Here is a 15,188-nt window from a genome sequence, read left to right as displayed (position 1 = left end):
GGAAGACTGGCTCAATATATCAATTCTCAAGTGCAAAAAGGCACTATCAAAGATAAAAAAGATGAGCGACATATAAAACTGAGGCTAGTTTATAGCTTTTTTGCCTAAAGCAATAAAAATTTTAGGTGATAAAAAATCGGCTCATGCTACTTTAGCCCAAACATTATGGAGACACTTAATTGTGAAAACTTTCGAAAATAGTAAGCATATAGAATCACTACAGAAATCTTGGGCCATTTTCTCTGGACACAAAAGAGACGAAGTGAGTGAATTCAATAGCGAAGATTGTGTCTACCTAGCTGCTGTCGGTTTTTTAAATGGTTTAGCTCTATGGCTCTGCGCTCAAACAGTCCTCTTCTTTCAGCAACAATCGAATGCTGGCGCCATTATTTTGGGCAGTTTTATTATTAATGGCTTGCTCTCGTGGTCAAATAATTTTTATATTTTAAAATTTGGGGAGTCCACGAGTAAAGCTTACGAAATAGCACATCAACAAGCTCCTACGGCAATCACCCAAATTGTCATCCTCTTTCGCTTGGCCGCAGTCGCTTACCTACTCCACAAAGGATTAAGCTGGTGGCTCATTATCATCCCATTATTTCCGGCTTATTTTCTTAGCATACGTTTTTTGAGTGAACTTAAAAACAAGAATACTAACCTCACTAATACCTGCCTATACTTAACCATTGGGCTTGCCGTTCTTCCCAGTTTTTTCAATCATCAATTAATCCCAATCGCCTTATGTTTTGTTGTCTGCTATTTTGCCTCACCCTACATAAGTAAACATCTTCAAGGTCTAGAATTTGAAGATCAAATCAACACCCACAGAGAATATATAGAGCTCATCTCCTTTTGCATCGCTCTTATCTTACTCAAATAGGACGCCCTAACATGAAATATATTTTAATTTCTCTCTGCTTATTATTTTCTTTCCCTCTGCTATCACAGCAAGCTGAAGCAGCACAGCCGCTTGCTAGCGCTAGTGCAGAAGTCAGTAGCGAGAAAATAGTTACTCCAAGTAAAACTGAAAAAGAGACCGAAGATAAGTCCACTCAAACCAGTACTGAAAAAAACGCTGATAGCACAGCCGATTCGAAAAAGATTATTGTGCAATTGAAAACTGCTGAGAAGAAAACAGGTGTAGTGATCACCTCTCGACTCAATGTTAGAGCGCGTCCCTCAATTCGCTTTGAAATCATCGACCGCATCAAACGCGATATTTCCGTAGAAATCCTTAAGGAAACAAATGAATGGCTACAAATTGTTGCGCCAGCTAATAGCTCTGCATGGATAGCAGCCAGCAGTGTTGATAATGAAGGAAAAATCATTAAGAACAATGTTAATGCCTACGCAGGTGCCGGGATTGAGTTCTCACCTTTAGGTACGGCACCGAAAAATACTCATGTCGATATTCTTTATCGCAAAGATAATACCTGGTTGAAAATCAAAGCTCAAGATTGGATGAGCGCATGGGTCAGTAAGAAATTCGTTAAAATTGACAATAGCCAAGCCCCATCACATATAGCGGCCAAAGAAGAAACTAACGATATTCACGCCATTCCAATAAGATCGAATAAGCTAACGAGCGACAATAAAGTTAGCAAAGAAGTCAATGAGGCAATCAAAGAGAGTTACGATTTTGAAGGCCGTAGAAAAGAACTTGATGAAATTGAGAAGACACTTCGTGATGATATTGAAAAAGCCGAAAAAGAACGCAAAGAACTTGAGGAAAAACTAGCTAAACTCCAAGATAGTAATTCCGCTAAAATAAAAGACATCAATCAAGCTGAAAAAGAAATCTATGAAAAGAATGAAGCAATTCTTCGTGGCGAAGAAAAAATCGAAATTGTCAATAATGCCGCAAATGATATCAGCCGCGATGAATTCGAAGTTCAAGCAACAGAAGAAATTATTGCAAAGCTAGGCAGTATTGAAGAAGATGAGCTCCTTATTAAACAAGGACAAGTAGGAATTAAAGGTATCATCATGCCCGTGAGAAATGAAGATAGACAAATAGTTGATTTCGCTTTGGCTGTAAAAATTGACAAAGAGTATTATCCTCTTTGTTATGTAATCGGCAAGGTTGAAAACCTGCACACTTTGTATGAGCAGGAAATCGCCATGACTGGAGTAAAAACACGTAAGGAAGGCTGGTCTCGTCCAGTATTTCGCATGGATAAATATAAAATCATTAGGAATAAACGATGACTTCTGAGTCAAATAAATACCAAGCATGGACTGATAAAGCTCTTGCAAACGAAGATTTTTCTCGTGAAGAGTGCTTAGAAATACTCGCCTCACCAGAAATTGACCTCTTGAAACTCGCCTCTGCTGCAGGTGATGTTCGCATGAAAACTTTTGGTAAAAAAGTTAAAATCCACCAAATCAACAATGTTCAAAATGGCCTTTGCCCTGAAGATTGTGGTTATTGTGGTCAATCAAAAGATTCGGATCTCCCCGTCAATAAATACGCGCTTAAGCCTGAAGACGAAATTGTAGAAGAAGCTCGTCAAGCTAAAGAACGTGGTGTTTATCGTTACTGCATGGTTTCTTCTGGAACGGGACTCAACGACAAGCGCACTGATCAATTCGCCAATATCATTGGCCGCATCCGCGACGAAGTCGGCATCAAAACTTGCCTTTCCGCTGGCTTTGTCGAATACGAACAAGCTAAAAAACTCAAAGAAGCTGGCCTTGATCGCCTTAATCACAACCTCAATACTTCAGAATCTCACACTCCAGAAGTGGTAACGACGCACACTTATCAAGACCGCCTTGATACTCTCCGTAACTCTCGTCAAGCAGGCCTCGAAAACTGCTCGGGCATGATTGCTGGCATGGGCGAAAGTGATAATGATGTTGTCGATGTCGTATTCGAAGTACGTCGACTTGCTGTCCCCTCTATACCGATCAACTTTTTAGTTCCAGTTGAAGGCAATCGTGTCTATGACTTCGATCAACTCGATCCTATCCGCTGCGTTCGTATCCTCTGCTTATTCCGTTTCCTCAATCCAAAAGCAGAAATCCGTATGGGTGGTGGTCGCGAAGGTCATTTACGTGGTTTACAAAGTTTGGCACTCTACGCCGCCAACTCAGTCTTTGTTGAAGGCTACTTAGTCACTCGCGGTGATCGCAAAAATAAAGTTTTCCGCCTCATTAAGGATGCTGGTTTTGAAATTGAAAACGAAGAAGCTTTCCAAATTGAAGATGATGAAGTTTCCTCTAAAAAGTTTTCTATTGATGATAACCCATCAATTTTAAATCCAAAAACAACGAAAGCACAAGGCTGTGCCCCAAGCACCTCTAGCTAAAATGCTCGTCAAAGAACAGTTTTTCAGCTTTGCTTCTCCAGAGAAGCCATTCAAACTTCGCTGCGGTAAAACCCTCAGCGAAGTTAATGTATGCTTTGAAACTTATGGGCAACTCAATACCAAGAAAAATAATGCCATCCTCATTTGTCATGCCTTAACGGGATCTGCGCACGCCGCTGGTCGTCATTCAGAGGATGAGCGCAAGCCTGGCTGGTGGGACGAAATGATTGGTCCTGGAAAGAGTTTTGACACCAATAAGTACTTCATTGTTTGTAGTAATATCCTGAGTTCTTGCTATGGCACCACTGGACCTCAATCTATTTCCCCAGAGACAAAACAGCCATACAATCTCGATTTCCCGATGACGACTATTTATGACATGGTCAATGTCCAACATGAACTTATGCAACACCTTACTATTGACAAGTGGTTAGCTGTCACAGGAGGTTCACTCGGTGGTATGCAAGCACTACAATGGGCAGTGACTTATCCTGAGAAAGTCCACGCCTGCCTTCCCATTGCTACGGCAGCTCAATGCTCACCTCTGAGCATTGGCTTCAACTGGGTTGGACGCGAATCCATCATTAAAGATGAACATTTCGATGATGGTAATTACCCCCAGGGAAGTCAACCTGAAAAAGGCCTCTCGATCGCCCGCATGATTGCCCACATGACTTATCTTTCCGATGCTGCGATGCAGAATAAATTTGGTCGTAAACTTCAAGAAATGGATGATGTCAATTATAAATTTACCCATAACTTCCAAGTTGAGAGTTACCTGAATTATCAAGGCAGACAATTCGTCAACCGTTTTGATGCCAATTCCTACCTCTATATAACTCGTTCAATGGATTACTTTAATCTCAGTGAAGAAAGTGAAAACAATTGTTTAGCTCAAGCTTTAGCGAAAACGCTCTGCCAATTTTGTATCGTCTCATTTTCGAGTGATTGGCTATTCCCCCCTTATCAATCCGTCGAAATTGTTAATGCCTTAGCAGAAAACCATAGAACCGCCACGTACTGCAATATAAAAAGTGATGCTGGCCACGATGCCTTTTTACTTGAAGTGGATATCTTAGCTCCCATTATCAGTAACTTTCTTGAACAACAACAAGAAGGACTAGCAAATGCATAAGCAACTTCAAGACGCCAATTTCTCGCTCATCACCTCTCTCGTAGAATCAAATACACGAGTCCTTGATCTTGGCTGTGGCCAGGGAAAACTTCTTAAATATCTCATGGTAGAAAAGCAATGTACCGCACAAGGAATTGACATGAGCCAGCAAGAAGTGATTGACTGTATCGCCAATGCCGTCCCCGTCTTGCAACTAGATCTCGAAGAAGGCATGAGTTTTTTTAAAGATAAAAGCTTTGATTTTGTTATTATCAGTCAAACTATGCAACAAGTACACAATCCCGATAAGCTCATTCGAGAAGCCATGCGAGTTGGTAAAAAAGTCATTGTCTCTGTTCATAATTTAGCTTATTGGAAATCACGCCTTCAAATCACACTGAAAGGCATGATGCCCAACACTAAGCACTTGCCCTATGATTGGTATAACACTCCCAATATTCATTTAGGCTCTATCCGCGACTTCTATTCCATGTGCAATAAAGAAGATTTTCGTATCACAAATGTCAGTGCTGGTGGTGGGCATGTCCTTAAGTCTATGAATAAAAACTTCTTTTCCGAATTCTGTGTTTTTACTTTGGAGGACTCATAAATGTATCCTGACTTCTGTAAAATTTTTGATGAGGAAATTTATATTGTTGGAGGCGCTGTTCGCGACCAGCTCTTAGGCGTTGAGGTCTTTGATGTCGATATTGCCTCCGCTATTCACCCTCACCCCTTCAAAGTCCTCTGTAATAAGCTTGGCTACAAAACTTTTGATACTGGCATTGAACATGGTACGGTCACGGTCTTGATTGATGGCAAGCCTTACGAGCATACGACTTTTCGTGAAGATATTTCTTGCGATGGTCGCAATGCTTCTGTGAGTTTTTCTAAAACTATTGAAGAAGATCTATCTCGCCGTGATTTTACGATCAATGCTATTGCCATGCTCAATGATAAACTCATTGACCCCTACGATGGTCAAGTAGATTTACAGAATAGAATTTTAAAAACTGTCGGCATTGCCAAAGAACGCTTTTGCGAAGATTATCTTCGTATCATTCGAGCCGCACGCTTTGCTTCTCGCCTTCACATGGACATTGATCCTGACCTACTCATTGCCGCCAAAGCACTCGCCCCACAGATACGTGAGCACGTCTCTGTTGAACGCATTAGTGATGAATTCAAAAAAGCACAAGCTCACGGCGCAGAGTTTTTAGCTTGTTTACACAGCATGGGCATCCTCGATCTTCTTTTCCCAAAACGCTCCGAGAGTAATTCTAGTTCAGCTTGGTGGCAGGAAGTCGGACGCGCCTCTAAATTTGATATAGAGACTTATTTCGCTTCACTCATGCGCCCCCTAAATGACCCCGAGCAAGTCGATAAAGCTTGTCGTGAATATAAACTCAGTCGTTTAATTATCCGTTTTTCGACTCAACTGGTCAGCCACCTGCCCTACCTCATGAGCGAGGATTTTTCATTGGAGAAATCTTATCAGCTAATCAAAGCTTGCGGAGATAACGCTCAACGCTTGATTAATTACGCCGATAATGTAATGATTCACAACTCACGTCCCAGTTCACTCGATAAAACTTTGACTCATCTTGATAAAATCATCGACTCTATAAAATCGCCTCTTGTTAATGGAGGGGATCTGCACAAGCTTGCGATTAAACCTGGCCCTGAGTTCCGTACTATTCTCGACAGGGCGGCCCTCCTCCAAATTGAAGGTTTTGATAAAGAACAAATCCTCAATAAAATCACTTAAGTGCTTCTCAAAAAAACCAAAGACATCTTCTTTCACACCAGTCAAATCACCTGCATTGCGACTAGTCTTTATGGCCTCATCAGTCACGATATAAAATGGCCCGTTTTTTTCTTCATTTATTGTGCTTGTTTTTTTACCTACAATTTCGAACGCGTTTATCAAAGTTCTCCTGAAGATAGTTTCAATCATCCTGAGCGTTTAAAATTCTTAAATAGCCACAAAAAACTTATTCAGTGCCTCTGTATCCTTTCACTCTTATTTTGCTTACTATTTTCAAACGCATTAAATTCGCAGCAATGGTTAATTTTGATTATCGCAGCAAGTCCCACTTTTTTATACCTCAGTCCTCGCCTACTATTCACCCAAAAGCGTCTTAAAGAAATTTATCTCGCAAAAGAATTTAGCATCGCACTTTCCTGGGCACTTATCACTGCGGTCCTTCCTCAAAGTTCATTTAAGCCATCTTACTTTTTCTTATGTTTCGCTCTTGCTTTCATCAACGTCGTTTGTTGCGATATTCACGATAGCGCGGGCGATAAAAAACATCGCATCAAAACACTCGCTAACCACTATACTAATATTGGAACCATCGTCACCTCTGCCTGCCTCCTTCTAATCATAGTATCTTTTTTATCCGAGTCCTACGGATTCTCTCTCGCCTTCATTCATATTTTAATTAGTTCTCGCAGACAAGCGCCAAATTACCAATATGACTTGGCGCTCATTTGGCCGGCTCTTTATCGTTTGTTTCAGTAGAAATTTTTACCAATTTTTCTTGCCTAATCCATACTTGTGAACTACTGTTCGAGATTCTTATAACTTAATCACTTTTCGGATAGGTCATGCCAATAACAAACTTTCTCAAATTCAGCTTATTGCTTTTTCTCACACTCTCTTACACAATTGCAGGTGAGGTTGTTTTAAAAAATGGAGCCACATTACCTGGTAAAATCACCAAAATAACGAAGGGAGACATTACTCTTCAAACTGATTTCGCTGGAGAAATAATCATTAAACTGAGTAAAGTTACGTCCTTTAAAACAGATAAAGAAGCCAACCTCGAGTACGGTCAGAGAAAAACCGTGGTAGGCTTAGTTGAATACACCGATGGCCAAGCTCTGATCAAACCCAAGAAACAAGTTACTGAAGCCGATTTCAAAAAATCAGACACAGCTCCTGAAAAAGAAACAGAAACAAGTAAAATCGACCCATTTGAGCCTATCGTAACCACTGAAGATTTTAAAAATCTTTGGCCACTGGGAAGCCATCACCCCGATTACATCAAGCCTGTGAAACTATGGAAACACAGTATCGACTTAGATTTCGTTCGCGAAACAGGTAATACCGAGGAAGATGATTATGATGGTGGATTCAAAACACGATACGAAAAAGATGGAACTGTCTTTAAAGCCTTCGCTTCATTTGATCTAGGGGCTAAAAATGGAGATAATACCGATGAAGCCTATACCGCTGGAGTCGATTACGAAAGCCCCTTAACACTGGACCACATGCAAGCTTGGTACTCTCGTTACCGCTGGGAAAAAGATCGTTTTGACGATTTAGAGGCCCGACACACCTTTGCGGTTGGTTTGAGTCATTACTTTTTCAGAGATCCCAATGACATGACACTTAGAGCTCGTGTCGGTATCGCGGAAAGGATTGAAAGATACCGTGAAGATGACAGTGCCGATAACGAAAAGCTAGCAGGTTATTTCCAAGCCTTATTTATCAACAACTTCGGTTCTTAAGGTACATTTAAGGCTGAATATCATTTAGCTCCCGTATTGGAAGACCCACAAGAAGATTATATTTATTTCTTTGATGTCAGCCATGAATTACCCTATAAGTTATCGGAAACTATGACCTTGAGTTTGAAAGTCGGATTCAATCGTGAATATACAAGTAAGCCTTCTGATGAAAGTGAAAAAGAGGATGATACATACTACTTGAAATTGATTCTTAACTTCTAATGAATCGAAGGTTCTATTACCTTCTTTGTTTATTTATTAGTTTCAATTTATCTGCAGATATTATTCGATTAACTGATGGTTCCCGCGTTTTTGGAACTATTAAAAAAGTCTATAAAGATCAAGTCACAATAGAGACTAAGTTTGCTGGCATCATTGTCATCCCCTTAGTCCATGTCGATTCCTATGATACTCACGAAATCAAAAATATCGAATATAACGATAACGACACGACCTTAGGCCATATTTCTTATACAATTGAAGAATCCGAAATTATCCCTTCAAAAGATGAGCTCTTAAAACAAGAATCTGTCTTCATCCACTCCGACCTAGATTCGATAAAAACTCAAGAAGTCCTATCTTTGTGGGAAGTCGGAGAAAATCACCCCTCCTACCTTCGCCCCGTCAGTCCATGGGAATACAAACTTTACCTCAATCTTGCTAAACAAACCGGTAATTCCGATAAAGAACACTACCGCGGCGGTGGCTCAGTTGGCTGGGAAAAAGACGGTGTCAAACTCTTGAACTATGGCGCTTTTGTCATCGGCGAAAACAATAAGGTCAACAATGAAGAAGAGTATGTATTAGGCTCAGATTACGAACACCCCAAAGCCCTCAATGATCCTAGCTCACTTTACATCCGTTCACGATGGGAAAAAGATCGCTTTGAAGACATTCAAAATCGCTATGATTTAGCTGGAGGCTTCGGCTATTATATCCTAGATGATGATCGTCACACTTTGCGGAGTCGCCTCGGCCTCGCTATGCGCCATGAAGACTACCAGAAAGAAGACGAAAAAACGAATACGGGCCATGGCCTAGAAATGGAACTTGATTTCAAACGTAAATCTAAGTTTTGGGGATCTCTTTACAGCAAAGTGCGTTACAATCCTTCTATCGAAGACTTCGACCGCTTCATCATTAATCAAGAAAGTGGATATGAAATACCTTTTACAATGGATGACACACTAAAACTCAGCTTAAACATGGGCATGGACCAAGAGTATGTCAGTCACCCTAATGATAGTCGTTCAAAAGATGATACGCGTTACTTCCTGCGCTTGGGCTTCACTTTTTAATTTCACTTTGCCAAAGTCCTTAATTACTATAGAAAAGTACTAGAAGTGGAGTACAATTCAGAAAACTAAATGAGGGAATTAAAATGAAAAAAATTATTATCATCGCCTGCTTTGTCACCCCCCTACTTATTCTTGGGATTTTAGGACTTACTTACTGGACGTCTCACAACACCTTAGTGAAACTTGATGTTGCTTGTGATACACAACTCTCTGAAATTGATAACATGCTCAAGCGACGTGCTGACCTCATGCCCAATTTAGTCAATACAGTAAAAGGCTACGCTAAGCATGAAAAAGATATTTTTATCGGCATTGCTGAGGCACGAGCCAAGATTGGTAGTGCCAAAACTGTGAAGCAAAAATCTATGGCTGCATCGATGATGGATAGCGCCCTTAGCAAACTTTTAGTTGTCGTTGAACGCTACCCTGACCTGAAGGCTAATCAAAACTTTATTAGACTACAAGATGAACTCACAGGAACCGAAAATCGCATTGCAGTCGCAAGAACTCGCTATAACGGCGCGGTTAAATTATATAATACCGCCATTAGACAAATGTTTAAATCTATTGTTGCCAATATGCAGGGCTATGAAAAACGCGATTTCTTTGAAATTGAAAACCCCGCAGACAAAGAAGTTCCTAAAGTTGATTTCGCCACATGAGTTTTTTATCTAAAGAACAGCAAACTCAAATCTCCGATTCAATTTCTCTTGCTGAAAAAAACACCTCCGGAGAAGTCGTCCTCTATATATGTAAAAAGTGTAAAAAAGATATCTATCATTATGCTCAAGAAATCTTTAATAAGAAAGGACTTTATAAGACCGCACAGCGCAATGCTGTACTTATCATGCTCTCTTATCAAGATCACAAGCTAGCGGTTATTGGTGATGAAGGAATCAACACCATTGTCGAAGGTGATTTTTGGGATGATGTCATCAAACACATGACTGATAATTTCAAAAATAATGCCTATACTGAAGGCCTCTCAGAGGGTATCAATATGATTGGCGAAAAGCTCAAAGTGCACTTCCCCTATCAATCTGATGATGTCAATGAACTACCTAACGAGATCATTCATGAAGATTAATTTTTTTGTTTTATTACTTTTTAGTTTAAGCAATTTTGTTTTTGCTATACCCGCAATTCCCAATAAACCTAAATTAAACTCACACATCATTGATCAAGCTCAACTTTTCTCTCAAGCGGAAGAACAGCAGCTGGCAGTCTTCTTAAAGCAGTACAACCAATCTGCCAAAGTGACGATGACCATCCTCACTATCAAAAGTTTAGAGGGCGAAGAGATTGAGACCTATTCAATCAGAGTGGTCGATGAATGGGCTAATAATCAAGACTATAAATCTGATTTACTCTTTATTATCTCTAAAAATGATCGCAAAACTCGCCTAGAAGTCGGAAGAAATCTAGAGGGTGATATCCCCGATGCTAAAGCCGGTGACTTCCTACGTGCTCTCCCTCCCTATTTCCGTACAGGAGACTACTTCGGCGGTACCGTAATGATCATTGCCAACTGTGCAAAAGTTTCGGGAGGTAAAATTAACACTACAGTTAAAGCTGCTCGTAAAAAGAAAAAATCTGCTTCTGACTATGTGATATTTATTATCGTCATCATCATGTTTATTCTTAACTTCTTCTCCCGTGGACGCGGTGGCCGTGGTGGCCTTTTCATCATGGGCAGTGGACTCGGCGGTGGCGGTGGTGGCTTCTCCGGTGGCGGCGGTGGCTGGGGCGGTGGCGGTGGTGGCTTCTCCGGTGGCGGTTCCTCTGGCAGTTGGTAAGACTTAAGAGTCTTCTTCTCTGACAGCTTTCATTACAACTGAAAGGGTCGATATCAGCCTATTCCTACTCGGAACAAGGCCCTTTACTTAGACTCTCTAAGTAAAGGCCGCTAAGTCGAATAAATTCATGAGAAAATAATTCGCCATTCAGCTTCGAATTCCTCAGCTCATATATGTCTTCATATTCGATTGCTAGTGTTCCATTTCTTAGTCAAAAAAAAACCCTCAAGACACGAAAGGCACTTGCGAAGCAAGTGACCTTCTGCTAAGGTGAAGAAAGACGTTTAAACTATAGGATTCGGATGAAACTAGCTAAGTCAATTTTAAAGAAGTTTACCCCCATTTTTCAAAACACTTCCTTCTTCATGCAGGGACAAATGGACATCAACCCTAAGTCGCGCTGGACCAACCGTGATCTCCAGCAAGAGACTGGTGGTTTTTATCCTAAAAATTCGTCTGTAAAACGTACTATCAACAACCTCGAAGCTTGGGATAATACTCGTAGAGATATGATCACTTTATTGCTACGCACTCTGATTGACAGAGACATTGAAGGTAGTATGGCTGAACTCGGTGTTTACAAAGGCAATACTTCTAAACTCATTCACAATTACATGCCTGAACGTCCTTTCCATCTTTTTGATACTTTTGAAGGTTTCACTGATCGTAGCGTAAGTGCCGAAGCAGGACACACGAACTTCAAAACTAAGGGCAGTAAATTTTCTGATACCTCTATGGAGAAAGTTCGTGAGCATATCGCTCCTCAAAATGATAATGTTCAATTCCACAAAGGTTATTTCCCCGATAGCCTACCAGCCGATTTCCCCGAGCAAAAATTTGCCTTTGTGCATCTTGATGCCGATTTATATGAGCCCACTTTCGAAGGCTTAAAATACTTTTACGAACGCATGTCAAAGCAAGGCATTATCCTTATTCACGATTACAATGCATGGATTGGTGCTAGAAAAGCTGTCGATGATTTTTTCGCTGATAAGCCTGAGCTTCCAGTACCTATGCCTGACAAAAGTGGATCGGTTCTTATCACTAAACAATAAGCTAGGCAATGAGTTTATAATTTAATGCTCAGTCAAAATTTACATGATCGGATCCTTAGGCTTATTGGCCTAGGATCCATTTCATCTAGCCAAGTTATTCAAAATCTTTGGAGTGGCTACGGACAAATTTTACGCATTAACTTAGAAGGCAGTGAATACCCCTCAACCATTGTCAAACACGTCAATCCTCCCAGCATCAGCAATCATCCCCGTGGATGGAATAGCGACATCTCACATCTGCGTAAACTCCGATCATATCAGATTGAGTTAAATTGGTATAAAAATTTTAGTTCCAAATGCAATGATTCATGCACGGTACCTTCTTTGATCTCTGCTGAACAAAGTGACAATGATTTTTTAATTATCTTGCAAGACATGGATGCCTACGGCTTCCCTGCACGTTTGACTAATATAAATCAAAAAGCTTTCAACGCTTGTTTATCTTGGCTCGCCAATTTTCATGCCACGTTCCTCAACACTCCAATTGATGGACTTTGGGAGAGTGGCTGCTACTGGCATTTAGAAACTCGTCCACAAGAACTTGAGGCCTTAGATGATCTCGCTCTTAAAAAAGCGGCTAGCGCTATTGATCTCGAACTCAAAGCTTCCCCTTTCCAAACACTCGTCCATGGGGATGCCAAACTCGCCAATTTTTGCTTTTCAGAGGACTCAAGGAAAGTTGCTGCGGTTGATTTTCAATATATCGGCAAGGGCTGTGGCATCAAAGACCTCGCCTATTTTGTTGGGAGCTGTCTCAATGAAGAGCAATGCGAGAGCCAAGAACAAGATATTTTGGATTACTATTTTTGCGAACTTCGCAAGGCCACGCAAAAGACTCATCCGCAAATCAATTGCGACGACTTGGAGCAAGATTGGAGAAGACTCTACCCCTATGCTTGGGCAGATTTCCATCGCTTCCTTAAAGGCTGGAGTCCTGGCCATTGGAAAATAAACTCCTATAGCGAAAGAATCTGCCGAGAAGTCATCAAAGATCTGGAGCAGTCTTTATGATTTTAAATTCAACTCAGCTCAAAGACTTAAGCGAGCTCGCTATTGAAGCCGCTTTACTAGCCGGCAAACTCATCCAAGCTTGCGACCACAAAGCTCTCACTCATCATTTCAAATCCGGGGCAAGTTCCAAAGCGTCCGAAGTTTTCACTGAGCTTGACCTGAAAGCACAAGAAGTCATTATTAATCATCTCAAACCGAGTTTATGTCAGTTTGATCTAGCACTTTTAGCTGAAGAAACTTGCGATGATCGCAAACGCTTTGAGAAAGATTATTTATGGTGTATTGATCCTCTAGATGGAACCCTGCCTTTCATTGAAGGAGTACATGGTTATGCTGTCTCAATTGCCCTTGTCAAAAAAGATGGTACTCCACAAATCGGCGTCATCTATGATCCTCTAAAAAATGACCTCTATCATGCCGTCAAAGGTTTAGGACTCTATAAAAACCGCGAAGCTTGGTCTCCCTCAGATTCATCTAAAGAAAATATCTTTTATTTCATTTGTGATCGCAGTTTTTACGAGAACGAGTTCTTTGCTCAATACCAAGCATTCATTCAAAAGATGAGTGAGGAAATGGGCTGTCAAAAAGTCGAACTTATCCGTCATGGTGGCGGAGCAATGAATGCCATGTGGACACTCTCATCACCGTTTGCTTGCTATTTCAAACTACCCAAGAAAAAACTAGGCGGCGGAAGCCTCTGGGATTTTTCTGCTAGTGCCTGCCTCTTTCACGAAGCCAATAAGCCAGCCACTAATATTCATGGTGACAAACTCGACCTCAATCGCCCAGACTCGACTTTTATGAATCACCAGGGCGTCCTCTATTCAAGCAATAAAGAAATCTCCTTGGCAATCCAAGATTTTTACGCAAGTCTTTAGCTGTAAAAATTGCTCTTAATTCCTCCCCACCCACACTGCCCTACTACCGCGCTATATTTTTTTGTATAAATATATAAATAAGTTTAAAATTATTTTGGAAAACATTTGTTTTTAATCATGTTTTGCTGTTAATTTCTTAGAGCACTTAAAACTAAGAGGAATATACTATTATGAAAAAGATACTCATACTTGGCAGCTTCACAAAACGCGGTAAAGCAATTCTCAAAAAAGCATTTAAACAAGGCATGGACGTTAGCATTGTGGGCGCAGCACCTCAGCTCAAAAAAATAGCTAATAAGTATTCTTTTAAATATTTAGGTAAAAACCTTAAAAACGTAGAACACTCTCTTAAAAATTTCTGGGCCGTCATTAATTGTGATCAAGATTTTCATTGTGACGCTTTTATAGATTTCTGTAAGTTCAATCAACTCAACTACTATAATCATAACGGAGAAACTTTACTGTGTCGTAAAGCTATTGATGCTCAAGATACATTAACAAAGCAGCTCTGTTTTAAACTTGTAGGCCCTTAAAAAAAAGACGAACTCTCACGAGTTCGTCTTTCTTTTTGAAAATCATATTCACTAAATGTTGGACTTAAGCATTGTGAATTGAAAGTCGAGGGATTTCTTATTCAATAATATGAGAAATCCCCCTGGCATTCAAGATCTCCACAAGAACCGTAAGCTATTCCTAATAGTTGGCACTCGCATTATTATCACTCATACATAAATCAATAATAATTGCCGTGGAGATAATTGCTAAATCATCTTCGCCATCAATCACATCTATCCCATAAGTCCCCGACCAAGTAAACATTTTCTTATTCACTTCTGCAACAACTTTGCCCTTGCGGAAAAATTCGTACTTATGATTCCAAAAGTCACCCTTTATCGTGTAGTCATTAGGCCCTGGCACATCTAAAATAAAGGTCTTTTTAAACCATGAGATTTTTTGCTGAATCTCGGCAAATAAAAGCTCGCCTTTATAGAGACGATAACGAGGCATCATTGATAAAACTTTCTGCTCAATAAAAGCCAGATCTCGATCATTGGCATCACAGACCTTGAGTTTATTACCGAAACTAAAGGCTTTGCCTTTCACGACATAAGCTAATTTTTCTTTTTCAGTTTTAATTTCATAGTTATCGCCTAAAGAAAAAAACTTTTCCTTCATTATATATTTCATACTTCCCCCCTCCGCCTTATT

At 40.4% G+C, this 15,188-nt stretch carries 17 protein-coding genes; 16 read left to right on the top strand and 1 reads right to left on the bottom strand.

The genetic code is table 11. The annotated features are described in order from the left end of the window. Positions 1-181: 181 nt before the first annotated feature. From PQO03_RS15345 to PQO03_RS15270, 16 genes are all read left to right on the top strand, one after another. Complete coding sequence (locus PQO03_RS15345) at positions 182-880, top strand: hypothetical protein (RefSeq protein WP_274154069.1); 699 nt, start codon at positions 182-184, stop codon at positions 878-880. A gap of 11 nt (positions 881-891) precedes the next feature. Further along, positions 892-2,208 carry an SH3 domain-containing protein gene (locus PQO03_RS15340; protein ID WP_274154068.1) on the top strand — a complete coding sequence of 439 codons (1,317 nt, stop codon included), beginning with the start codon at positions 892-894 and terminating at the stop codon, positions 2,206-2,208. Further along, positions 2,205-3,311: a biotin synthase BioB gene (bioB, locus tag PQO03_RS15335; protein WP_274154067.1), complete on the top strand. Its 1,107-nt coding sequence runs from the start codon at positions 2,205-2,207 to the stop codon at positions 3,309-3,311. The genes PQO03_RS15340 and bioB overlap by 4 nt, the downstream gene beginning before the upstream one ends. Beyond that, positions 3,289-4,446, top strand: a complete 1,158-nt coding sequence (gene metX, locus PQO03_RS15330; RefSeq protein ID WP_274154066.1) for a homoserine O-acetyltransferase MetX — start codon at positions 3,289-3,291, stop codon at positions 4,444-4,446. Before bioB ends, metX begins: the two co-directional genes overlap by 23 nt. Next, on the top strand, positions 4,439-5,035 hold the full coding sequence (metW, locus tag PQO03_RS15325; protein WP_274154065.1) for a methionine biosynthesis protein MetW: 597 nt from the start codon (positions 4,439-4,441) through the stop codon (positions 5,033-5,035). Before metX ends, metW begins: the two co-directional genes overlap by 8 nt. Further along, positions 5,036-6,193 (top strand): CCA tRNA nucleotidyltransferase, encoded by a 1,158-nt coding sequence (locus PQO03_RS15320; RefSeq protein WP_274154064.1) that lies wholly within the window; start codon positions 5,036-5,038, stop codon positions 6,191-6,193. Further along, positions 6,194-6,949, top strand: a complete 756-nt coding sequence (locus PQO03_RS15315; RefSeq protein ID WP_274154063.1) for a UbiA prenyltransferase family protein — start codon at positions 6,194-6,196, stop codon at positions 6,947-6,949. A gap of 86 nt (positions 6,950-7,035) precedes the next feature. Further along, complete coding sequence (locus PQO03_RS15310) at positions 7,036-7,941, top strand: DUF481 domain-containing protein (protein ID WP_274154062.1); 906 nt, start codon at positions 7,036-7,038, stop codon at positions 7,939-7,941. Positions 7,942-8,162: 221 nt separating this feature from the next. Beyond that, on the top strand, positions 8,163-9,239 hold the full coding sequence (locus PQO03_RS15305; RefSeq protein ID WP_274154061.1) for a DUF481 domain-containing protein: 1,077 nt from the start codon (positions 8,163-8,165) through the stop codon (positions 9,237-9,239). Positions 9,240-9,322: 83 nt separating this feature from the next. Then, a complete protein-coding gene (locus PQO03_RS15300; RefSeq protein WP_274154060.1) occupies positions 9,323-9,901 on the top strand; it encodes a LemA family protein in 579 nt (192 codons plus the stop codon). After that, complete coding sequence (locus PQO03_RS15295) at positions 9,898-10,326, top strand: TPM domain-containing protein (protein WP_274154059.1); 429 nt, start codon at positions 9,898-9,900, stop codon at positions 10,324-10,326. The genes PQO03_RS15300 and PQO03_RS15295 overlap by 4 nt, the downstream gene beginning before the upstream one ends. Continuing rightward, positions 10,316-11,035, top strand: coding sequence for a TPM domain-containing protein (locus PQO03_RS15290; protein WP_274154058.1), 720 nt, complete (start codon positions 10,316-10,318; stop codon positions 11,033-11,035). The genes PQO03_RS15295 and PQO03_RS15290 overlap by 11 nt, the downstream gene beginning before the upstream one ends. Before the next feature lie 302 nt (positions 11,036-11,337). After that, a complete protein-coding gene (locus PQO03_RS15285) occupies positions 11,338-12,090 on the top strand; it encodes a TylF/MycF/NovP-related O-methyltransferase (protein ID WP_274154057.1) in 753 nt (250 codons plus the stop codon). A 24-nt stretch (positions 12,091-12,114) separates the two neighbouring features. Then, on the top strand, positions 12,115-13,101 hold the full coding sequence (locus tag PQO03_RS15280; RefSeq protein ID WP_274154056.1) for a phosphotransferase: 987 nt from the start codon (positions 12,115-12,117) through the stop codon (positions 13,099-13,101). Beyond that, positions 13,098-13,979 (top strand): 3'(2'),5'-bisphosphate nucleotidase CysQ family protein, encoded by an 882-nt coding sequence (locus tag PQO03_RS15275; RefSeq protein WP_274154055.1) that lies wholly within the window; start codon positions 13,098-13,100, stop codon positions 13,977-13,979. Before PQO03_RS15280 ends, PQO03_RS15275 begins: the two co-directional genes overlap by 4 nt. Before the next feature lie 170 nt (positions 13,980-14,149). Next, complete coding sequence (locus PQO03_RS15270; protein WP_274154054.1) at positions 14,150-14,512, top strand: hypothetical protein; 363 nt, start codon at positions 14,150-14,152, stop codon at positions 14,510-14,512. Between the two features lie 160 nt (positions 14,513-14,672). On the opposite strand, the gene PQO03_RS15265 is transcribed toward PQO03_RS15270, so the two are convergent. Continuing rightward, positions 14,673-15,167 carry an LURP-one-related/scramblase family protein gene (locus PQO03_RS15265; protein WP_274154053.1) on the bottom strand — a complete coding sequence of 165 codons (495 nt, stop codon included), beginning with the start codon at positions 15,165-15,167 and terminating at the stop codon, positions 14,673-14,675. Positions 15,168-15,188 lie beyond the last annotated feature (21 nt).

The sequence above is a fragment of the Lentisphaera profundi genome (assembly GCF_028728065.1).
In the GTDB taxonomy this organism is placed as follows: Bacteria; Verrucomicrobiota; Lentisphaeria; order Lentisphaerales; family Lentisphaeraceae; genus Lentisphaera; species Lentisphaera profundi.
This window is presented reverse-complemented; position numbering and strand designations above follow the sequence as displayed.